Here is a 24,351-nt window from a genome sequence, read left to right on the forward strand (position 1 = left end):
AACATGAAAACACTGAAATATGCCTGGCGTTTCCTGATACGCTCCAAATCATATACCATTATCAACCTGCTGGGATTGGCCTTCAGTCTGGCTTGCTGCATCATCCTGCTCCGATATATTCATCGGGAACTGACGGTAGATACGCATTGCATTGACCGGGAGCAGGTATATGGCGTGATACGTAACATGGAAGGCAATCGGGCATTGGCAACCATTACAAACTACAAAGACAGCATGTATATCGACAATCGCTATATCGACAAACGTACGTCAATCATTCCATTGGATAAGGACTATATTTCTCATAATCAGAAACGATATCCCGCCCGGGTACTGGTTACCGATAGTTGCTTCTTTCAGTTATTCCCTTACCGGGCACTGCAAGGCACTTTGTCGCTCAGTGCACCGGAATCGGCTTTGCTAAGCGAATCTTATGCACGAAAACTTTTTGGGAAAGAAAATCCGGTAGGCAAGGTCCTTCGTTATACCAATGGCAAAGACGTCACCATAATGGGCATAGTTGCTGCTCCCGACAACAAGACAGCACTGCAATTTGATGTTGTATTATCTTCTTCTTTAACAAGATATTGGGAACGTATGCCGATGGAATTCATTAAATTCACGCCGGGCACCGATATAAAATTAATGGACGAGATAGGCAACCATCCTCGTTGGATTAATCCTCAATATAAAGAGTATGATAATCGCCAATATACATTTTCCTTTATGCCCGTGGCCGATATATATTGGGATAATGCGATTATTGAAGCCACAGGATGCCCCAATATATTTTCCTTTGGTAACTATTCCCATATCCTTATTCTTTCAGGATTGTGCTTGCTGTTATTGCTCATGGGAATTATGAACTTCATAAACATCTACTTGATTTTCATGTTGATGCGCAGTAGGGAATATGGAATCAAGAAAGTATTCGGTTCCAATAGGACTACCTTGTTTCTGCAAATATGGATAGAAAATTTCCTGTTAGTATCCTTTGCGCTGCTAATGGCATGGTTTATAATCGAAATTATGTCAACCCCCATTGAGCGGCTGCTTTCTTACCCGTTCTCTTATACAACATTTGATATATTATTATCGGTGGCAATACTTGTATTCCTGCCATTGTTTACATCCCTTTATCCTTTTATGAAGTATAGCTACACACCGCCTATGGTTTCCATCTGCAATATCAGTACCGGCTTCCAGTCCGTACGCATTCGCATGGTATTCCTGGCGGTACAATATGTATTTACCTTTTTATTGATTACACTTTCGCTCTACTTCAATGAACAATTATCACTGCTTCTACATACCAACCCGGGCTTTCGTACAGAGAATATCTTGATTGCCAAACTGGCATACGAATCAAGCGATGCCGAAAGCTACAGAGATCCGAACGCTCGTAACGCACAAAAGCAACGCAAGCAAGAAATGGTAAATGCTTTGTCTCAATGTCCCTTCGTCGAACAATGGGAACTTAGTTATGAGACAATTCTTTCTTCTACATTCGATATCACTTACCAAAATGATAAAGGGGAAAAAGTAGATTTGAAACACTGGTATGCCACTCCCGGCTTCTTCAAAGTATATGGACTGAATATCCTGGAAGGAGCTTTGCCGATGCTCAAGGACAGCGAAAGAAGGGAAAGCATAATTGCAGTAAACCGTGCTGCATTAAAAGCTCTGCACTATAGCAGCCTTGAAGGGGCAGTGGTGATAGAAGATAGTGAGCAAAGGGGAGATGCCAATGCCCAAAAGACACCTATCGTTGCAGTAATAGAAGACTATTACAGCGGGCACCTTACTGCCGGACAACAACCTACAATATTCCGCATAGGCAATAGCTGGGGCGGTGACCATTTTCAGATAGCCTACACTCCGGGACGTTTGAACGATTTGCTTGAGTATCTTCGTAAATTAGAACTTCAATTGTACGGTACCGAAAGTTTTGAATATTCTCTACTGGAAGATGATGTAAAAGCGATTTATAAAGAAGACAGACAAGTAGCAACTGTATATTCTATTTTCTCCGGCATTGCCATCGTCATTTCCTGTCTCGGATTGTTTGGCATTTCTTTGTTTGATATCCGCCAGCGTTACCGGGAGATTGCTATCCGCAAAGTAAACGGAGCACAATTACGAAATCTATATCCATTGCTTTTCCGTAAATATATGATAGTGTTGAGTATCGCATTTCTATTGGCTATCCCGCTTGCATGTTATATAATTTACGAATACACAAAAGATTTTGTAGTTAAAGCTCCCATTTCTGTCGGGATATTTGTCAGCGGATTGATAGTCGTTATCCTTATCTCAATCGGTACATTATTGTGGCAAGTATATAGGGCAGCCAATATCAATCCGGCTGAAATAATAAAAAGCGAATAATCGTATTAAATAAAAATAACCCATGAAAACACTGAAATATGCCTGGCGTTTCCTGATACGCTCCAAATCATATACCATTATCAACCTGCTGGGATTGGCATTCAGCCTGGCTTGCTGCATCATCCTGCTCCGATATATCCATCGGGAACTGACGGTAGATACGCATTGCATTGACCGGGAACAGGTATATGGTGTGAAGTTAGAATTAGATGGTAACAGTTATTTGGGAGCTGTTATAAACAATAGTGATACTGCGGTTATAGACCAACGCTATATCAGCCGGTACAGCCGCATCATTCCATTGGAGAAGGATTACGTCTCCATTGAGTCAAATCGCTATCAGGCACGTATTCTTGTGACGGATAATGTGTTCTTTCAGCTATTCCGGTATCCGTTGGTGCAAGGTAACATCGCACTACGCTCTCCGCAATCGGCTCTGATTATGGAAACATTCGCCCGTAAACTGTTTGGCAAGGAGAATCCGGTAGGCAAGGTAATCCGCTGCTCCAATGGCAAAGATGTTACCATAGAAGGCGTATTGGGCGATCCGGAGAACAAGACTTTCATGCAATTCGACATTGTTCTGTCCGCTGCTTTATCCGATAATTGGGAACGCATGGGCATGGAATTATACTCGTTTATGCCAGGTACTGATATAGAAAGGTTGAATAAGGCAGCCAGTGTCTCCCGTTATGTTAGGCCACAGGAAACGGGAGATACCCGTATGTATCGTTTTTCATTTGTTCCGGTGAAGCAATTCTATTGGGAGAACTCTATTGCCAATGAAAATAAGCAAATGTTCTTTACCGGCACATATTCCCATTTAGCAATTATGGCAGGACTTTGTCTGCTGATATTGCTTACGGGCATTCTCAATTTTGTTAATATCTACCTGGTTGCCATGCTCAGGAGGGGAAAGGAGTATGGGGTGAAGAAGGTATTCGGTGCAAGGGGGAAAGAATTGTTTATTCAGATATGGACCGAGAGTACACTGCTGATATCGGCAGCATTGCTGGTGGCTTGGCTAATTATAGAAGTAAGTACCGTTCCGGTGGAACATCTGCTCAATTATAATTTCAACTACACAGCATTCGATTGGAAAGTGTCGCTGGCTGTTTTCTTGCTGTTGCCATTGCTTACATCTATTTATCCCTTCGTGAAGTATAATTACGCTTCTCCTATCCTTTCTATCCGTTCCATCAATACGGGGAATAAATCTGTCCGTTCACGTCTCTTGTTTTTAGGAGTACAATATCTGCTAACCTTTCTGTTAGTGGTGCTTTCGTTCTATTTCAATGAGCAACTGAGGCTTTTACTTAATACCGACCCCGGATTCCGCACCAAGGACATCATTATTACCAATTTGGTCTATGAATCCCAAGATCTTAATTACTCCGAGGAAAGAGCAAGGCAACGCCAGGAGCGCGTCGAGGCACTGGATAATGAACTGGCTACCTGCCCCTATATAGAAGATTGGGAAGCCAGCTATGCTGATATACTGAAAGGCGATTATAGCAGTAGCTTCCTGAATGACCGGGGTAAGAAAGCGACCCTGAACGTTCGTTTTGCAACTCCTCATTTCTTCAACATCTATAACATCAAGATGGTGGAAGGAAGCTTGCCCGACTTAAAAGATGCCGGCTTCTTAGGAGTCGTTGTTGCCAATCGCGCTGCACTTAAAGCATTGAATTACACTTCCTGCCAGGGAGCCGGTATAACAGAAGAAAATTCATATATTATAAGAGACCGTAAAAATCCACTCCAACCCATTGTAGCAGTAGTAGACGATTATTACGGCGGACATTTATCGCAAGGCCAAAAGCCGACCATCTTCTTTGTGAGCAGCCAGATGAGTGGGGATGTATATCAGATAGCTTGTGTACCCGGCAAAAAGAAAGAAGTGGTTGATTTCTTGCGGAAAGCGGAACTGAAAATATATGGCAGCGAAGACTTCGAATACAGTTTCTTGGAAGATAGTGTGAAAGAGATTTATGCAAAGGATCGCCAGATAGCAACTATCTATTCTGTCTTTGCCTGCATTGCTATTATCATTGCCTGCCTCGGACTGTTTGGCATTTCGCTATTCGACATCCGCCAACGTTACCGTGAGATAGCTATCCGTAAAGTAAACGGTGCACTGCTGAAAGACCTTTATCCGCTGCTTTTCCGTAAATATATCGCAGTACTGAGTATCGCATTTTTATTGGCTATCCCGCTTGCTTACTATATTATCCATGAATATACGAAAGACTTTATAGTAAAAACCCCTGTTTCTGCCGGTATATTTATCATCGGATTGGTAGTCGTTGTACTTATTTCATTGGGTACACTCTGCTGGCAGGTGTATAGAGCGGCAAAGGTCAATCCGGCGGAAATAATGAAAACCGAATAAAAACAATACTAATAATGAAGCTCATACAATTATCCATACGGACATTATGCCGATTCAAGGTGTACACTGCAATCAATATCATCGGATTGGCACTAAGTCTGGCATGCGTCATTGTTATCTCCCGTTATGTGAAGCAAGAAATCGGTGTGGATTGTTACAGTCCGGCTAAAGACCGGATTGGAGTATTAGTGCAGGAAACTAAGGATGACGTTGGCAGAGCAGCCGTCATCGGAGGTCATTTTGAGGATGTAGATATAGAAGCTATGTCTACCTTTATGTGGATAAACAAAGATTATATCGTTGCAGAAAAAGAGCAGATTGATGTGGAAACCATCGTAGCGGACAGCTTATTTCTAAGAGCAACCGACCTGCCGATGAAATACGGTAAAGCGGAATCATGGGCTTCTCATCCACAAACCACTTTTATCACGGAAGAATTAAGTGAAAGGCTGTTCGGTACTGTCAACCCCATAGGAAAAACAATCCGGTATTCTACCGGAGACCCGCTTATCATAACCGGAGTTATCAGTAAAGAAGGAGGGAAACGCTCTTTTCATTTCGACATACTTGTACCCGAAACCTTGCAAGAAAATTGGGATTTCCACTTTCCTATGAACATTGCAATGATCCGTCCGGGGGCTACATTTACAGCAATAAACAAACGCCACGCTGCATTTCAACAATCTCCCCAAAGCCCCATTGAAGTCAGATATCAATTACTACCTATGCGTGAAGTCTATTTTCATCCGGCTATTGACACCTGGCAGGATATGCTACGAAAAGGAAATCAAACTCATTTGAATTTACTGATACTGGTTGCTGCATTAATTCTAATCGTAGGCATCTTTAATTTCATGAGCCTCTATACCGTTGTTTTATTGAGACGTGGAAAAGAGTTCGGGCTCAAGAAGATTTTTGGCAATAACTCCAAACAGTTATTTACTCAATTGTATACCGAAAATTTCAGCCTGACACTCTTTTCGCTGTTCATAGCCTGGTTCTTAGTTGAGATATCAGCCAAACCACTCAATCATTATCTCGAACTGACCCAACAATCAGGCATCAGATTTGATGTTGGGATCACAGTAGTTATCTTATGCCTATTGCCATTACTCGCTTCCATCTACCCGTACCTGAAATACAGATATAGTATCCCCATACATTCTTTGCAGAAAATACATACGGGAGGAAAATCTATAATTATCAGGAACTTATATTTAAGTATTCAGTACATTGTGACTTTCATTTTGATAGTTGTTTCTCTATTTTTCGCAAAGCAACTGTACGAAATGACGCATACTAAGCTGGGGTATAATACAGATTCTATCATCAAAGTAAATTTTGAGCGTTACGAACGTAAGCAGCCTACTACCGAAGAAGAATATCTGAAACAGAGAGATTTGCGTCAATCTTCCGAAGACCGTATTCGTACTTCTATGGATGCATCGCCCTTATTCACTGCGTGGAATTTCTCCCTGTCTCCCTATGAATATTTCACAGAGAGGTCGGTGGAGTTCCGCATCCCCGGTGCTTCGAACTTCCAGTCATTATGCTGTATTCCAATTACTGACAAAGAAATCAGATTCCACGGCTTTCTTTTAATTGAAGGGCGGTTATGGAATGCGGACATTGATCATGAAGGAGATGCCAAACTCATTCTCAACAGAAAGGCGATGCAACTATATGGATTCAAAAACATAGCCGATGCTCAGTTGGAGCCTCAAACTCCTTTATGGCCGCGGAAGGATTTATCTGCGTATCAGATTATCGGCGTTGTCGAAGACTTCTATTGCGGACATTTATCCAAACCAATACTTCCGATGGCCTTTACGTATGGAAATACATATCTTCCACAGGTTCCTTTGCAAGCAAAGGTTGCTCCGGGACATCAAGCAGAAGCTATTGCTTTCTTAGAGAAACTGCATCGTGAAACTGCCGAAGGGGCTTTCAATTACACCTTTGCTAAGGATGAAGTCAAAAACCTCTATAAAGCAGACAGGCAAACGGCCATCGTATATTCTTTCTTTGCGCTAATGGCCATTTTAATTTCTTCCATCGGTTTATTCGGACTATCACTGTTTGATATCCAACAACGTTACCGGGAAATAGCTTTGCGGAAAGTGAACGGAGCTACCATAAAAGAAATATTGCCTTTATTACTAAAGAAATATGCTATCATTTTGACCATGTCGTTTACGGTAGCGATTCCTCTCTCTTATTGGGGAATAACAGTTTATCTGGAAAATTATGCATATAAGGCGAATATCAGTGGATGGCTGTTTGCAATAGCAGCAATCATTGTATCACTGATATCCGGTCTTACTCTATACTTTCAAGTAAAGAAGGCGGCTCAAATCAATCCAGCAATAATAATGAAAACCGAATAACCCAAAACAAGTACAAAATGATACAGCATTATTTGAAAATAGCATTTAGAAATCTGCTGAAATACAAGATGCAGACGCTTATAAGTATTGTCGGCTTGGCTATAGGCTTTACCTGTTTCGCCCTTGCTACACTATGGATACATTATGAAATGACGTATGATAACTATCATGAAGGAGCAGAACAACTATATCTGCTGTATAAAAAGAGTACAGTCAATTACAACGGATACGACACAAAAGCTCCCAATACACTGCAAGCATTGAGGACAGATTTTCCAGAAGTCGAAGCAGTATGTAACATTGATTTGTGGGAAAATCAAGAAATGGAAGTAAAGGGAAATACTCCGTTGGTAGCCAGAGCATTATTGGCTGACTCTACTTTCATGGAGATGTTTGACATTAAAATATTAGCAGGAACAAAAGACTTTTTATACTCGGAAGACAAGATTGCCGTTACTGAAGAAACAGCCAAACGCTTGTTCGGCACAACGGACGATGTAGTAGGAAAGGAGTTAAAAGCATTCAGCAACGTAACAATATGTGCCGTAATCAAAGGATTGCCTCATAGCAACTTGACATTTGACTTTTGGAGAGGGGAGGATAACTCTCAACGAAATACCATCATATTCCGGCTACGCAAAGGAACTGACCTGCAAAATTTCCGTCAGAAACTGGACAACTACAATCAATTATTAGATGGAAAGGAAAATTATATATTCAAAGAATTGCAAATAATGCCGTTATCCAAGTATCATTATTCTGATGTGAACAAAAACAAGTCGATAAAATTCACCTATCTGATTTTATTCTCCATCATTGGATTGCTGGTGATACTTGCCTCTCTATTCAACTATATATCATTGTTTGTGGTACGGATGCGCATGCGTTATCGGGAAATAGAACTGCGACAGGTATGTGGTTCAACCAAAGGAAACCTATTCTTGATGTTTGCGATAGAATATGTATGGATGATATTGCTTGCTGGTCTGTTAGGAATGACTCTGACAGAATTGCTGCTTCCTGTTTTCAGAAAAATATCTGGGGTTACCGGTGATGTTTATATGGAGATGTTTCTTTATCTTCTTGGAATACTTATCGTCTCCTTATTTTTACTATTACCTTTTGTCATGCAACACGTAAAACAGCACACCACCCAAAACTTGCAATTTCGCAAGTTCAGTGTCTTGTTTCAGGTTGGAATCAGCATTCTCTTTATTTTTATTACGAGTGTAATGATGAAACAAATATACTTCCTGACTCATACTGAACTGGGATGGGAAAGAAAAAATATAGCCGTATTACGTATTATCAAAATGGAAAACAGTGAAGAAGATTTTTCCTGCTATACAGCAGTTGCCGATAAACTGTCACAGATGCCATGTGTCAATGATGTTCTGGATAACCATGCAGGACTATTGTTCGGACAGTATCGAGGACGCAAAATAGACAATTGGGACGGAAAGCGATTGGATGACGCAGATATATCTATTGAATTGTTTTACGAAAGTGGAATCTTTACGCGGTTTTATAATCTTAAATTAGTAGCAGGTAAAATGATGACTCCGAAAGATGCTAATTATGCTGTCATAAACGAAACTGCAGCCAAAATGATGAATATGCATTCTCCGTTAGGAAAACATATAAACATAGGAAAAAAGCAACTCGAAATTATCGGAGTTTTGAAAGACTTCCATGTGACTGCCCCTACAGTACCTATATCTCCCATCTTATTGATAGGAGAAAATGGATTCGGCTTTAAAGCTTTAGGAGAAAAGAGCGGAATGATCATGCATTCCGGTTTGTTTCTAATAAAATACAAAGAAGGTCATTGGGAAGACTTGAAGTCTCAAATAGAATCGATGGCGAAAGAAGTGTCTATTCTGAGATATCAACTGGATAAAACAGAAGATGTTTATAAAGAATATTTGCATTCAGAAAGTCTTTTACTAAAACTTCTGAGTATGGTTTCCGGTGTTTGCATTCTGATCTCCGCACTCGGTATATTCTCGTTCGTCACACTTAGTTGCGAGCAACGACGTAAAGAAATTGCTGTACGAAAAGTGAACGGAGCAACGATAAAAGATATTCTTGTTATGTTTGTGAAAGAATATCTGCTACTGCTAATTATTGCAGCCGCAATAGCTTTCCCCATAGGCTATGTCTTGATGAAGCAGTGGTTGCAGAATTACGTTGAACAAACAAGTATGGATGCTTGGATTTATCTGGCTATCTCCGTAGGCATTGCTTTCGTCATTGCCATCTGTATAGGGTGGCGTGTATGGCAGGCGGCACGACAGAATCCGGCAGAAGTGATAAAAAGCGAATAGAGTAAAGTGTATTTTCGCACGATACTCGTGCGGAATAGCACAGTTTTATGAATATAGCCAAGAAGGCTTTTAATTGATTATAAGATCATTAGCACTTTGGTATGATATTTGATTTCATTCTCTACAAAAAGATAAGATATGATATGCCACTATTTTAAAATAGCATTTAGAAACTTGCTCAAATACAAGACACAGAGCATTATCTCTATCATTGGCTTGGCAATAGGCTTTACTTGCTTTGCCTTTGCTACACTATGGATACATTATGAGATGACATACGACAAAAGCTATAAAGACGCCGAAAGATTGTATCTTCTTTATACCCCTTCGGTTTATATGTCAAGTGGTTTCAGTACTCAACTTAGCTATACCATTTCTGAAATACTGAAACAAGATTATCCAGAAGTAGAAGAGAGTTGCGCTTTCTTTTATTGGCACGGTTATGAGCTAAAGTCCGAAGAGAAAACGAAGAACGTAACCTTGATGGAAATGGACTCTTCTTTTATCAGTATGTTTCAAGCCAATCTTTTGAATGGCAATATGGATTTTATGCATGATAATAAGCAGATAGCGTTAACAGAGAAGACTGCTTTAAACTTATTCGGCACAACTGGCGTGTTAGGAAAAGAAGTAAAATTGGATGACCAACCAAAAACTGTTTGCGCCGTTTTAAAAGGACTTGACCACAGTAGCCTGAACTTTGACGTATGTGGTTTTGGTGCTGATTTTCAAAACTATAAAAAGATAGATGGATATCTATTATTCCATACAGTCATCAAATTACAGAAAGGAGTGATGCCGGAAGCTTTCCAACAGAAATTGACTAATGCTACCGGACCTCAATCGGCTCGCCTACGCGATCTTCGCTTGATGCCGCTTTCTGAATATCACCGTTCGGAAATCAACGTGGACAGAGATATTAAATTCTACTATCTGATACTCTTCTCCATAGCAGGTGGGTTGGTTATCCTCTGTTCATTGTTCAATTATCTTTCACTTTTCATCACCCGTTTGCGCTTACGCAGTCGCGAATTGGGAATTAGGAAGACATGCGGTGCATCAGCAATAGGATTATGGGGAATGTTAGCATCCGAATATCTGCTGATGATCGTTTCTTCCGGTTTAGTAGGATTCAGTATGATTGAACTACTGTTACCCGCATTCCGCAGAATATCGGGTATAGAAGGAAACATTTATAGCGAATCATTCCTCTATCTACTTGGACTTGCATTACTATCACTGTTATTACTGATACCTTTCATTGGACGATATTCCGGCAAAAACAACAACTGTTATCAACAAAAGCCATTTTTGATACGCAAGTGCGGCATTCTGCTTCAATTATTCATCGGCATACTTTTCATCTTCTGTGTGAGTATACTGATGAAGCAAATCTATTATCTGACCGATACAGACTTAGGCTGGGAGCGGAAAAACAGGGCTTCTTTTCGCTTGTTTTATCCGAGAGATAACCGAAGTGCGGTGGCGGACAAGATTGCCAGAATGCCTTATGTAGAGAAAGTCTTGAAAGAACGAATTGGTCTGATGCCCGCCACGGTTGTTATGAGCTATGGTATTGTTGACTGGCCTGATAAGCCCGACTCTATAAGATCTTTGGACTTTATGGTGTATGAAGGAGACAAGGAATTGGCAAACTTCTATCAATTAAAACTTTTGGAAGGAGATATGTTGGAACCGGGTGACACAGCGCAAGTATTGCTAAACGAAACCGCTGCTAAAATACTCGGCTTGCGTCATCCCGTTGGACAACAGATTGCAAATGCAGACGACAAAGGACGTCACATATTAACAATCAAAGGGGTCTTGAAGGACTATAAGCTCGCTCCTCCCACGATGCCAACAAAACCATCTTTGTTTATCCAGCGGCAAAAAGACAGACAGAGCCTTTGGATGCCGCTAATTAAGTACCAAAATGGAAAATGGAACGAACTGAAACAAAGCGTTGATACTCTATTTGCACGTGAGTTTCCCGATGTAAAGTATGAACTCGTAAAGGTACAAGAAGTTTACGATGAATATTTGCAGTCGGAGTATCTGTTACTCAAATTACTGAGCTTTGTATCTATAGTTTGCATTCTAATCTCTGCTTTTGGTGTCTTTTCACTCGTCACTCTTAGTTGCGAGCAACGACGCAAGGAAATTGCAATACGCAAAGTAAACGGAGCACAGATAGGAGATATCTTATCAATGTTTGCCAGGGAATATATATACATACTGATTATTGCATCCGTTATAGCTTTTCCCATAGGCTATGTTCTGATGAAGCAATGGTTACAGAGCTATGTCGAACAAACAAGTATCGATGCCTGGATTTATCTTACTATCTTCGCAGGCATTGCTTTCATCATTGCCATCTGTATAGGATGGCGTGTATGGCAGGCGGCACGACAGAATCCGGCAGAAGTAATAAAGAACGAATAAAACATTAAAACCATGATAGCACATTATATAAAGGTAGCAACAAGGAACTTGTTAAAGTATAAAGTTCAGTCAATAATCAGTATTTTGGGATTGGCGGTAGGCTTTGTATGTTTTGCACTGTCACTCTACTGGATACATTACGAAACGACTTATGACAATTTCCGTCAGGATGTAGACCGTATCTATATGATACGTACAAATGATGAATATGCGGAAGGGCAAATTTCACCCCGAGTTCCTTATTCACTTGCCACCTACCTGACGGAGCATTTTCCCGAGATAGAAATTGCTGCGCCTTTTCATATTAGTTCCTCTGAACGCATTAGTGTAAACGGCATATACCAGGATGTCGCATTTTCATCAGCAGACAGTGCATGGATGCAATTGATGAATATTCGGATTATAAAAGGTAGCCGCAACTTTATGCTACCCAAAGATAATTCAGAGGTTGCTATTACCGAGAAAGCAGCCAAAGAATGGTTTGGTACAGAAGACCCGCTGGGAAAAGAAGTGGAGACGTGGAGCCGCAAAAAGAAAATCGGAGCCATTGTTCGAGCCGAAGATACACATACCAACTTCCCATTTAAGTTAATCGGTAATCCCGAATTGGGAAGAACCTGGTGGTATATCACTTGGAACATGCTGATAAAAGTAAAGCCTGGCACTAATCCCAAAGAACTTGAAGCAAAAATAACGGCCAATATGCCACATGAACTGCAACAAGTAACCGATACACGAAAAACCGGAATAAAACGGATCTACCTTACACCACTCTCTGAGTTACATTACGCCCAAGACTTTCGGAAGGATAAAGAAGCAGCTATTACCTTCAATTATATAGTTTACTTCTCTGTTGCAGCTATTTTGATTATTGTGTGCGCACTCATCAATTACCTTACTTTGTTTATCAATCGCATGAGAGTTCGCCAACGCGAAATGGCTTTACGGATGATTCACGGAGCTAACGTTCGTTCTCTCATATCATTATTGACTATTGAGTTTTTGCTCCTATTGGTATGTGCCATCTTTACGGGATTCTTCATTATAGAACTTTGCCTACCTCAGTTCATCGAACTGACAGGAATAGATGCTCCGAAGTCGGCATTATATGGCGAAACATTTCTGTTTGTCCTACTGATTTCTATCATTATATTAGCTGCTATCATCGGATTGCTATATTTTCTATATCACCGCTCTTTACACCGTTCGTTACGCCACGATGCAGGACGGCGTACCGGTTCGCTACTGCGCAAGGGAAGCATCGTATTACAACTTTTTGTCTGCTTCGGTTTTATCGGCTGCACCATTTTAATGAACCAGCAACTGGATTACTTACGCCATCGCGATTTAGGAATGGAATTTCAGAATAAAGGAAGTTTCTCTGTAAGAGGTGATTTCAATATGTATCCACTGGTGGAAAAGGTGAAGAACTTACCTATGGTAACTGAAGTTTTGCCTAATGATTATTCTTCACTGATAGTACAAATCCAAGCTATTGGGCAATGGGATAATTGGGACGGACTGGATACACCACTCAATGCACCTATACCTGTAAATCTGTTTTTGGGCAGAGAAGATTTCTTTCGCTACTATGGTATTACATTGCTGACAGGCGAATGGCTCAACGACTTCTCTACATATGATGAAATCATCATTAACGAATCATTGGCACGTCGCATGGGATGGACTCCCCAGGAAGCCATTGGCAAACATGTCATTACACCTTACATAACCTATACGATTATCGGTGTGGTGAAAGACTGCCACTACACAGCACCCACTTTACCAGTTCCCAACACAGCTTTTATAGTTGGAGAGGATATGGGATATATGCAAAAGAGTGCCGGAATCTTATTCAAATACAAAGAAGGTACTTGGAATGAATGTCGCCAAGCTCTCGAAGCTATTTGTCGCGAAGAGTGTCCGCCCGACAAGATTCTGCAAATAAACAGCGAAGAAGAAATTTATAATAACTATCTCCGTTCCGAGGATATGCTGACGCGTTTGCTTAGCTTTGCCTCTTTAGTATGTATATTTACTGCTATGTTCGGCATCTATTCGCTGGTTACGCTTACTTGCGAACAGCGCCGTAAGGAAATAGCGATACGCAAAGTAAACGGTGCCAGCGTATGGAGTATTCTACTCATGTTTTTCCACGAGTATATAAGTATGCTTTGTGTTGCCGCACTCGTAGCTTTTCCCATAACCTATGTTATCATTAAGCACTGGATAGAAAACTACACCCGCCAAGTCAGCATCAGCTTCCTGCCTTTTGTGCTTATTTTTATAGGATTAGCATTGGTAGTCATTGCCGGCATCAGCTGGCGTGTATGGCGGGCAGCAAATGAAAATCCGGCAGAAGTGATTAAGAACGAATAAAATATTAAAACGATGATAACACATTATTTTAGATTTTTCTCGGTTTGACTTAACCGATTGAGAAATAAACTTTTAGCGAATTATTTGAGAAATAGAAGTAACGATTTAGCAACTGTGCGAATTTCAGCGTTTTGCGTTGCTATGCTGTCAAATAACTCTTTCATTTGCAAATATAACATCTTTTTCCGAAAGTACGAACTTTCGGTGGCAATTTTATAAAATCAACTTGCGAAAAAAGAAAATCATTCATCCCATTCATGGGTTGTGTCATCGGTGGCGTTGTACTGTTTCCAACGTCCCGATTTCTCGCCGTCGGTGTATTGCCCCTCGATGGTTATATAGGGTTTTCCGTCCCGTGTCGATTCCACACGATAAAAGCCGTCAAGTTTTCCGTTACGGTAGTGTCGTGTAGTCCTGCTGCGAAGCGTGCGCCCATCCTCGAATATTTCCCATTCCTCACCCTCTTTTTTGCCGTCTATATAATGAGATTCAAAAATCTGCTCACCCGTCTTGCTGTCAAAGCGGCGTTCCCGTCCGCTCTCCACACTCTGCCTATACTCCTTTTCGATTTCTATTTTGCCGTTACGAAAATAGGTCTTTACAGTTCCGTCTATCTTGCCTTGCTGCATGGGTGTTTCTTTTCGGGGAGTAACGCCATCTTGGTAATACTCCGTGAATATGCCGTTGCGCTTTCCTTTGGCATATATGCCCGATTCACGCAGTACCCCATCACGATAGCGGAGATAATCACCGTTTATTATGCCGTCGGAAAGTTTAACACGCTCCTCGTCAAGCCCTCGTATAATGCGATATTCTCCCTGCAACGGCTGTTTACTGCCTTTTTCATAATAGACCGTGCGCCGTGCGTTATCCGTTATAGTCTGTAAATCGTCCCATTTTACTATTTGTTGTGCGGAAGCCGTGCCACACAATAGCAAAAAGAGGTATAGTGTTAATATTCTATTCATTGTATTTTTGCTTTTCGAGGTTGATAACGGTTCTCAGCTATACGCAGGCAGGGATTTTAACCACTGAACTTCCTACGAAGAACTGAACTTTAAATTTACCACTTAACTGTCCTACGAAGCACGAAACCCCTGCTTGCGTATAGGTGATGTTATGCGGTCGGTTTTCATTTTCTCTTCTTTCTCGTTAATTTCTGCTGCAAAGTTACTAAATTTGCAGTCAAGTATTCACCTGTAAGAAGTTACTAATGACAAAAAAGAAATTGCCCGTTCGTTTTACGGGTCAGCACTTTACTATTGATAAAGTGCTAATAAAAGATGCAATAAGACAAGCAAATATAAGTAATCAGGATACGGTTTTAGATATTGGGGCAGGCAAGGGGTTTCTTACTGTTCATTTATTAAAAATCGCCAACAATGTTGTTGCTATTGAAAACGACACAGCTTTGGTTGAACATTTACGAAAATTATTTTCTGATGCCCGAAATGTTCAAGTTGTCGGTTGTGATTTTAGGAATTTTGCAGTTCCGAAATTTCCTTTCAAAGTGGTGTCAAATATTCCTTATGGCATTACTTCCGATATTTTCAAAATCCTGATGTTTGAGAGTCTTGGAAATTTTCTGGGAGGTTCCATTGTCCTTCAGTTAGAACCTACACAAAAGTTATTTTCGAGGAAGCTTTACAATCCATATACCGTTTTCTATCATACTTTTTTTGATTTGAAACTTGTCTATGAGGTAGGTCCTGAAAGTTTCTTTCCACCGCCAACTGTCAAATCAGCCCTGTTAAACATTAAAAGAAAACAGTTATTTTTTGATTTTAAGTTTAAAGCCAAATACTTAGCATTTATTTCCTGTCTGTTAGAGAAACCTGATTTATCTGTAAAAACAGCTTTAAAGTCGATTTTCAGGAAAAGTCAGGTCAGGTCAATTTCGGAAAAATTCGGTTTAAACCTTAATGCTCAAATTGTTTGTTTGTCTCCAAGTCAATGGGTAAACTGTTTTTTGGAAATGCTGGAAGTTGTCCCTGAAAAATTTCATCCTTCGTAGTTCAAAGTCGGGTGGTTGTCAAGATGATTTTTCTGGTTTGGTGTCGTCTTTTAAGCTGCCGCATAATGTTTAGAGGATAGCCGACCGTTTAGGGCGGTTCATCCTCATGTTCGAGACAATTTTTATTTCCTTTATTACATACTATATAGAACTTCAATTTTTGACTGCTGTTTCCGGCAGAAAGAGGTGTGAAGTTCATGCCCGCACCCCGTTCGTTTCATTACTGCTCTTATCCGTATTTCATTCATTTTTCAGTTCTCCTTTCTTTCTTTTCATGGGATTTCACTGTTCTTGTTCACGGCAGGACATAGCTATCCCATGTTGCTGTCATGCCGCTTTTTTCCGGTGTATGTCGCAATGCTCCAGTATTACCGTGTATGTCATGCCGCCACCCGTTACCGTAGTGTGGCTGTAAACTCTCGTCCGTCCGCAACGCTCGCAGAAATACGGGTTTTCATATCCGCTTTCTGCCTGTTGCAACTCGGCTTCCTCTATCTCGCTTTCATCCTGCCCGAAGTATTCTTCCGGCAGGCTGCCTTTATTGGAATAGAAGCCGTAGTACCTCACGATGCGGAAATAGCGCAGTGGAACGTGTTGCAGCAGCCGGGGGAAGAACTCCCGGTAATGCAGCGTCAGTTCCTTTTCAACCGGGTTCCTCCTGTCGGGTGAGTTTTTGTAATCACGGTAACGGAATGAAATGTTTTCGCCGTCCATTGCCGTAATCTTGTATTCACTCAGGCACGCCCGTTTGGAATATCTGCCCACATATTGTATCACCTGTTCCGGCATCTGTATGGGTGGTTCCAAATGCACTATCCAGTCCTTTTTGTTTGCCACTTTTTTGATGAAGCCCATAAACTCCATGCGGTCACGGAAGTCATGCTCCAGCCTGCCCGCATCGAACAACTCTATCAGGGCGTGTTCAAACTTGTAGCGGAATACCTTACAGATAGAGGGGATATGCACGTAGTCATGTTCGGGGATGACTATCTTACCGTCGTTATCTATGCCGCCCCATGACATAATCATGTGCGTATGTACATGGAGCTGTTTCGTTTCCCCGTAGGTATGTAGTACGGCAATTACCCCGGTTTTCAAGCCGAACTTGTGCATCATCCAGTCTTTCAGCGTTTCAGCCGAAGTACGCATCAGTATATTCAGCATTTCTTTCCTGTTGCGCTTCACCAAGTCCAGCAGGATATGCGGCAAGGTCATCACCACATGGCGGTGTGGCACCCGCAGCATCTTTTCTTTCATGCGTGCCGCCCATTTCAGCGTGTCACGCCAGCCGCATGACGGGCAAAAACGGTGTTTGCAACTATGGCTGATTTCCCGTACTTCCCCACAATCGGGACAAACGTATGTATCTATCCCCAAAGTGGTTGTGCGACATACACGGATAGCGTTCACCGCCTTGTACTGTTCGGGGGTGATGTACTCCGCCGGGTGCTGTGCGTATTCGTCCCACCACCGATTGAAGAAATCGGACAAGCGGTACTTCTTTTCTTTGCAACCGTCTGTATATATGTCGTTTAGCACTTCTTTCATAGCTCGCACACAAATCCTTTTTTACTCCATTTTAATATCTAATCATTTGATTATTAGTTGTTTATTGTCTTGAACATTGTGCTAACAGCGAAATCGGCTGTTATTTTCTTCAAGTATATCACCTTGCGAACAAATATAAAAAAAGTGCAGTACACCACGAACAGCGTACCGCACTTTTTTCGGCAAATCGGGCAGGATTTAACATTTATAGCTTGAATCCCTTGCCTTTCCTTTGCGGTTGTATAGGTCGGCGTATGTTCTGCCTTAACTTCTCGAACTGTTCCTTGAACCACTCGGCAATGGGCTTTCGGTCGATGGCAAGAACCAATTTAGTCCCGTCCGTGGGGTCTTTCAGCACTTGGAAACCTGCCCTTTCGGTCGTGAATTTCCGTCCGTGTTCCTCCGAGTAGAGTTCCCCTGCATACTCCAACGGCTTTCCCTTGACGAGCGTTGCGGTCTGCCTTTCATCGAACCCGACAAGGCGGCAGAGGTTTTCGATACGGAGCATTTCACGGAAATAGGGAAACCATGCTGCCGCCCTTGCGATTACCGTTTTCAGAAACGATATTTCCTGCTTGTGCCTTGTGTCCTTGTCGGCTATCTCCCTGCCGTGCTTTTGCTGCATTTCCCGTATCTCCCTGCTGTGGTCTGCCTGCATGGTCTGTATCCTATCTTGCAGGGCTTCGATGGTTTCCTCGTGGTCGGCTACCTCCTTATGCAGGGCGGTGTTCTCCCTTTCCAGCGTCTTGACCTTGTTACTGCCGAAAAGAGAACCGACGCTCTCGGCGATGTTGGCGGCTGCGGTGGTTGCCGCCCCTTTCAGCTTCTCGGTCTGTATTTCTTTTTTCGCCCGTCTTAGTTCCTCCTGTGCCGTTTCTTTCTGCTGCTGCAAATCCACCACTTCCGCTTTGAGGTCGTCGGAGAGTTTCTGTATATCCCGATAATACTGCTGCGTGGACTTGTGGCGAGCTTTCGAGCCGTCTATGCCCCTTTGCAGCCCGTATTTCGCCATCGCCACGGCATAGGTATCTTGGTAGGACTTCAATTTCAGCCGTGTCATAATATCGTCTGCGCACAGCCTCACGGTGTCGGTCGGCTTCTTGCGGTATCGCTTCTTCGTCTGTTCCTCCCTTTTCCTGCGCTTGCGCTCTCCCTTGACGATGGGGACGAGTGTAACGTGTATGTGCGGCGTTTCCTCGTCCCTGTGCAGGTGAGCCGCCACGATGTTCTCCTTTCCGAACGTGTCGGCGAAGTATTTCAGATTGTCGGCGCACCACTCGTCCAAACGCCCCTCTTCCTCTATCCGCTTCATGTCCTCGTGCGTTCCCGATACGTTGATGCGGATTGCCCGTACTTGGTTGCTTCCGATTTTGCGTGTCAGCCCCGCTTCTTCTAATCTCTGCTGTATAGCCGCCGAACGGTCTTTTATCCCGTCGGGGTATTCGATAAGCCTGCGGTTTAGGTGCGTGCGTGTGGGGTCGGCGTTCTTCGGTATGATGAAACGCTCGATATGTGCGGTCGTTCCGCTGTCGCTGCCGTGCGCCTTTTCCATGTGTAAAACTACGAAACCCATATATTTTTCCTTTCTTCCTTGACTTGTGAAACAATGATTTTTCGTATCTTCGGGGCGGCAAATGCCGTCCCCGATGGGGTGTGCAGAGGGGCTTACCCCTTGCCTTATTGGGGAATTTTCAGCGATACGTAGTATTGCGGCTCGGAAAATTCCCTAATAAGCTACGGTATTTTCTCCGTAAATACCCTGCGGCGTGCCGTCTGCCTGCCCGTCTGCCTTTCGGCTATGGCTGTCCCTGCCGCCTGCTTGCCCGTAACCCCACCTTATTTTTTTCCTTTCGGTCGGTGGGTGGCGGGGCGGTCGTTTCCGTTTTCAAAGGCTCTTTTGCACGGGGCGGTCGGATACAAGGTTTTCCCGATAAATACGCTCGCAGCGAAGCGAGAGGAAGATTTATTGGGAAACGGCGCAGCCGCCTGACCTTTTAGCCGACGTAAAGCCCCGTGCTTGCTTTGCCTTTGTAAACGAAAACGATTGCTCCGCTTTCCTCTGAAAAGAGAAATAGACCCTGCAATATATATCACCATAGTGATAGGTTTGCATGTTTGCATGCTGGTATGCTGGTACGTTTGCATGTTGGTATGTTGGTATATCATCATGCTTTCCAACGGCTGTTGGGCTTGCCGTCCGAAACAACCGACACGAATACCGTCGTTTTCTCTTTTCGCCCGTGTATAATCCTCTCTAATAATGCCCTGCGGACTTTCGCCGCCCCGAACGATTCGACACGGAAAGCGAGGGCGGCTATCGTTTCGAGGTTGTAAACCTCCGCGCTGTATTTGTCCGATAGGCGGATAATGTGCTTTATGTCATATATAGATAAAACTCCGCTTTTGCAGAGTGCCTTTATCCCTGCCCTAACCGTCGGGGCGATAACCCCGAACAGTTCGCAGATTTCCCGCTCGGTCATGGCGGTTGCGCCTATATCGCTCGGCAGGGAGATATTGCCCTGCCCGTCCATCGTGATAATGTTCCTTTCTTCTTTCATCGGTATTCTGTTCTTAATTAGATGGCTCGGCAGATATTCTTCTCCATATCTTCCAACTTGTGCGACAAGGTTTCCATGTCTTGGCTTATCTTCTGGGCGGTGATTTTGGCGTAAATTTGGGTGGTCTTTATGTTCGTGTGCCCCAAAAGGCGGCTCACCGTTTCGATGGGTACGCCGTGCGACAGAAGTACGGTCGTGGCGTTCGTGTGGCGTGCGACATGGTAGGTCAAGCGTACCTTGAAGCCGCATTGTCTGCCTATATCTTTGAGTATCTTGTTACAACTGCCGTTGTTCGGAACGGGGAAAACATGACCGTCCCTTGCCAGCCCCTTGTACTTCTCGATGATACGCTTGGGAACGTCCAAAAGGCGGATGTTCGATTCGGTGTTGGTCTTCTTTCTTCGGGTGATTATCCACAGGTTGCCGTCGAAGAATGTTTGCAGGCGGTCGGCGGTGAGGTTCTTCACGTCCGAATACGCCAAACCCGTGAAAACAGAAAAGACGAACAAGTCCCGTACAAGCTCGTGGGTGGCGTTCTTCATCGGTGCGTTCATGAGCGTCTGTATCTCCGTTTGGGTGAGGTAGCCCCTGTCCACGCTTTCGGGAGAGTTGATATATCCCGCAAAGGGATTAAAGGGCAAACGCCCGTCGTTCCTCGCTATGGAAACGATGTGTTTCAACACAATCATGTAGCCCCACACGGTATTGGTGCGGCATTTCTTCTCCGTGCGCAGAAAATACTCGAAGTCGTTGATGAACGTGAGGTTGAGTTCCTTTAATGGAATATCCTCACGCTTGTAGGTATGGGGCAGGAACTCCCGAATATGGTTGCAGACCGTCCGATAACGGGTAAATGTACCCTGCGCCCTGCTGTGCCCGACTTTCTTCTCGAACTCGGCGTTGTGCTGCTCGAACAGCTTCAGCAAAGTTTCCTGCTTGACGCCGATACCGAGATAGGCGTCTTTGAGTTTGGCGGCGGTAACATAACCGTCCGTCTGCATTAACTCTTGATAGCGGCGGTTTACTTCCACACGGATTTTATCTACCGCAAGGTTGATTCTCTGCGCTTCGACGCTCTTGCCCGAAGCACGGTTGTTCTTCACGTCCCACAGCCGTGGGGGAACGTCCATCTTGCAACTGAACTGTTTAATCTCGCCGTCCACCGTGATACGGCACATTAAAGGCAGGTTGCCGTTCGGCTTCTCGCTGCCTTTCTTCACGTAAAATAATACCTTGAATGTACTACGCATAACTCACTCCTTTTTTTGGTTACAAAATTAGTTATTAGTGAGTTACCGACTGCTATGCAAAATTACGCAAATCGCAGAAACAGAACCATTTAGCAAGAAATTCACACCCGTTACGGGGGTAATGAGGTGGTAACTGAACTTCTGCGCTGTTTGGCTTCGAGGTGGTATTTCGTTGGCTCTGTCCCATAGAAAAACAAAGCGTAACGAACGCTGTATCAGCTAATTCGCTACGTTTTACCCAAATTTACTTTTTCGCTATGTGTTTATTTTAAAATAGCATTCAGGAGCTTATGGAAGTACAAGACACAGAATATCATTTCCATCATTGGCTTGGCAGTAGGCCTGCTTTGCTTCAGCATCTGCATGTATTGCAGTCGTTTCGTGGAAGATACAGACCGATGTTTCAGCAACTATAAACGTATTGCTGAATTGAGTTTATATAACAACAATCAAAGGTACTTCTCCGGTTCTCCCGCACCTTTGGCAGAAGAACTTCGCACATGGGCTACGGGAGAAATAGAAGCTGTTACGTGTGTAACGTATCCACGTACTTATCCTTACAATGTAACGCTATCTCAGGACAAGATATTACCTTATGAATTGTCCACATTCGAAACAGATACTTTCTATAATGAAGTGTTTACTCCGCAAATAGTGGCCGGTAGCTGGGAAACGGCAAGCCGGACCCCCAATGCTGTCATCATGAGCCAATCGACTGCTACGAGAATATTCGGCAAGGCAGAAGAGGCCATCGGCAAACAATTGACTTTAACAAGACGCCTCGGTACTTCTCCGGAAAGTACCCCGAGAACAGGAGGAATCGCCTATACCATCCAAGCTGTAATGGAAGATATTCCTCTGAATAACAGTTTCGCATTTATGGAGCGGTTGGATATGCTGACTCTGAATGACAGTGAAGGGCTTTTGCAAAGTCCTAAACGGTATGAAATAACTGGAGCCAACAATTATGTCCTGCTTTCTCCACATATCACAATGAAGGGTTTGGAAAAACAATTCAGTAAACGAAATTATACTTATACACTCTATAGCGAGAAATATACAGTTACAGTTCATCGTACGGATAATACCCCCCAGATGAAGAGCATTATTATACTGGAATGGATTACCGGTATTGTCGGACTGTTGATATTACTGGTCGGACTGATGAACTTTTTCCATTTCCTCATCGGTTCCTTCTTCAATCGAACCAAAGAATACAGTATCATGAAGATGACCGGATGTAATTGGAGACAACTGTTCTCATTACTCTTTGTGCAAAGTTTGCTTGTAATCAGTTGCTCTTCTTTCCTGGTATTATGGGGTATAGAGTTGATAGGAAGTCATCTGAATTTTTCCATAGCAGAGATCACCATGAACTTTGATACCCGGTTACTCCTGATCCATGCACTACAGTACATCGGACTACTGATACTGCTTTGTGCCATCATCTGCCTGTTTGTAGCCATACGTATTCATAAGATTTCGGTACAGATGGGTATTAACGGAGGCAATAAGCGTCGCGGCAAACAATGGGGGCGCAACCTTATGCTGGGCATCCAGTTCTTCATCTGCTGGATATTTGTGGCACTGTCTGTAAGCTTATACTTGCAATCCAGAAAAACAATGAATACATTATTTAGCACTCTGAGTGTTCAAGAGAAATCAGAAATCTTCAGTGTCCCGTTGGATTATACCTTTATGAAGAATGCAGAGAAGTTGGCAATGGTGGAACGCTTCAGGCAACATGCCGGAGTGAAAGATATTCTGCTGTCTGATGTCTCTTACATGGATGGATTCTCCGGCAACCAACTGATGACAGAGAAAGGAAACGACAATTCCTGGATTGAAATCATGCTGATGGCTGTACCTTCCAATTTCTTTTCTTTCATGAATATTCCCATCGAGCAAGGAAGAGAAATACATACTAAACAAGACATTGTAGTGGATAGGACCTATCAAGAGACGCAGAAAAAAAACGTCATCGGTATGAATCTCTACGATCAGCAAAATGACTATACTGTTTGTGGTATTTGCGCACCCTTTGAGACGAATGTTTACAACCATAGCAATGGTTATGCATTTATTCCTTACGAAACTTCGGGATATATCGGTCATTGTTACATTAAGTGCTATCCCGGGCAAATAGGGGAGGTAAAGAAATGGGTGGAGAAGATTCGCCGCGAAATGCTTCCCGAAAGTGTATCCTGTGAAGTAAGAACTCTGATGAATGACATTTACGAAATGCAGGCATTGGAATATAATCTAAAAGATATTATACTCTTTTTTGCCATTGTCAGCATCATCATCACCTTGCTTGGTGTCTATTCCAGCATTACACTCGATACCGAACGCCGGCAGAAAGAAGTTGCCATCCGGAAAGTGAACGGAGCCGGCATTCCTCAAATCATATTGCTGTTTTCACGCCTCTACATTGTATTGCTGGCAGGCAGTGCCGTCATCGCTTTCCCGCTGATATATGCTACGTTGATGCTGTGGAAGCAGATGTACACCGTATTTTTTAACTGCGGTTTCTTATTCTGGTGCTGCATATTCCTGGTGGTTACGTTTATTACGGCCGTCACGATATTTTTCCGTATTCTTCGGATTGCAAGAAGTAATCCGGCAGAAGTTATAAAGAACGAATAATAACATACTGAAAAGACATA

Annotated in this window: 13 protein-coding genes; 8 read left to right on the top strand and 5 right to left on the bottom strand. The window is 42.9% G+C overall.

From position 1 onward, the window contains the following. The first annotated feature begins 3 nt into the window (after positions 1 to 3). From AAE250_RS04470 to AAE250_RS04495, 6 genes are all read left to right on the top strand, one after another. Positions 4 to 2,388, top strand: coding sequence for an ABC transporter permease (locus tag AAE250_RS04470; protein ID WP_294597174.1), 2,385 nt, complete (start codon positions 4 to 6; stop codon positions 2,386 to 2,388). Positions 2,389 to 2,410: 22 nt separating this feature from the next. Further along, positions 2,411 to 4,780: an ABC transporter permease gene (locus AAE250_RS04475; RefSeq protein ID WP_294597177.1), complete on the top strand. Its 2,370-nt coding sequence runs from the start codon at positions 2,411 to 2,413 to the stop codon at positions 4,778 to 4,780. A 14-nt stretch (positions 4,781 to 4,794) separates the two neighbouring features. Further along, positions 4,795 to 7,167, top strand: a complete 2,373-nt coding sequence (locus AAE250_RS04480) for an ABC transporter permease (RefSeq protein ID WP_294597180.1) — start codon at positions 4,795 to 4,797, stop codon at positions 7,165 to 7,167. A gap of 17 nt (positions 7,168 to 7,184) precedes the next feature. After that, positions 7,185 to 9,494: an ABC transporter permease gene (locus tag AAE250_RS04485; RefSeq protein WP_294597382.1), complete on the top strand. Its 2,310-nt coding sequence runs from the start codon at positions 7,185 to 7,187 to the stop codon at positions 9,492 to 9,494. A gap of 138 nt (positions 9,495 to 9,632) precedes the next feature. Further along, positions 9,633 to 11,936, top strand: a complete 2,304-nt coding sequence (locus tag AAE250_RS04490; RefSeq protein WP_294597183.1) for an ABC transporter permease — start codon at positions 9,633 to 9,635, stop codon at positions 11,934 to 11,936. A gap of 12 nt (positions 11,937 to 11,948) precedes the next feature. Next, positions 11,949 to 14,315 carry an ABC transporter permease gene (locus AAE250_RS04495; RefSeq protein ID WP_294597186.1) on the top strand — a complete coding sequence of 789 codons (2,367 nt, stop codon included), beginning with the start codon at positions 11,949 to 11,951 and terminating at the stop codon, positions 14,313 to 14,315. A gap of 242 nt (positions 14,316 to 14,557) precedes the next feature. On the opposite strand, the gene AAE250_RS04500 is transcribed toward AAE250_RS04495, so the two are convergent. Continuing rightward, positions 14,558 to 15,283: a toxin-antitoxin system YwqK family antitoxin gene (locus AAE250_RS04500; protein ID WP_004293712.1), complete on the bottom strand. Its 726-nt coding sequence runs from the start codon at positions 15,281 to 15,283 to the stop codon at positions 14,558 to 14,560. A gap of 245 nt (positions 15,284 to 15,528) precedes the next feature. Between AAE250_RS04500 and erm(F) the strand changes: the two genes are divergently transcribed. Then, complete coding sequence (erm(F), locus tag AAE250_RS04505) at positions 15,529 to 16,329, top strand: 23S rRNA (adenine(2058)-N(6))-methyltransferase Erm(F) (protein WP_004295323.1); 801 nt, start codon at positions 15,529 to 15,531, stop codon at positions 16,327 to 16,329. A 327-nt stretch (positions 16,330 to 16,656) separates the two neighbouring features. On the opposite strand, the gene AAE250_RS04510 is transcribed toward erm(F), so the two are convergent. From AAE250_RS04510 to AAE250_RS04525, 4 genes are all read right to left on the bottom strand, one after another. Next, positions 16,657 to 17,877, bottom strand: a complete 1,221-nt coding sequence (locus AAE250_RS04510) for an IS91 family transposase (RefSeq protein ID WP_008620106.1) — start codon at positions 17,875 to 17,877, stop codon at positions 16,657 to 16,659. Between the two features lie 205 nt (positions 17,878 to 18,082). Next, a complete protein-coding gene (gene mobV / locus AAE250_RS04515) occupies positions 18,083 to 19,450 on the bottom strand; it encodes a MobV family relaxase (RefSeq protein WP_008999098.1) in 1,368 nt (455 codons plus the stop codon). A 592-nt stretch (positions 19,451 to 20,042) separates the two neighbouring features. Beyond that, the gene (locus tag AAE250_RS04520; RefSeq protein ID WP_004293707.1) at positions 20,043 to 20,435 is read right to left on the bottom strand and encodes a hypothetical protein; all 393 of its coding nucleotides are present in this window, start codon (positions 20,433 to 20,435) and stop codon (positions 20,043 to 20,045) included. 17 nt (positions 20,436 to 20,452) lie between these two features. Next, positions 20,453 to 21,685 carry a site-specific integrase gene (locus AAE250_RS04525; RefSeq protein WP_004293706.1) on the bottom strand — a complete coding sequence of 411 codons (1,233 nt, stop codon included), beginning with the start codon at positions 21,683 to 21,685 and terminating at the stop codon, positions 20,453 to 20,455. A gap of 330 nt (positions 21,686 to 22,015) precedes the next feature. On the opposite strand from AAE250_RS04525, the gene AAE250_RS04530 reads away from it, so the two are divergent. After that, complete coding sequence (locus AAE250_RS04530; protein ID WP_446715724.1) at positions 22,016 to 24,331, top strand: ABC transporter permease; 2,316 nt, start codon at positions 22,016 to 22,018, stop codon at positions 24,329 to 24,331. The last annotated feature ends 20 nt before the right edge of the window (positions 24,332 to 24,351 follow it).

The organism is Bacteroides sp. GD17 (assembly GCF_038448625.1).
GTDB lineage: Bacteria > Bacteroidota > Bacteroidia > Bacteroidales > Bacteroidaceae > Bacteroides.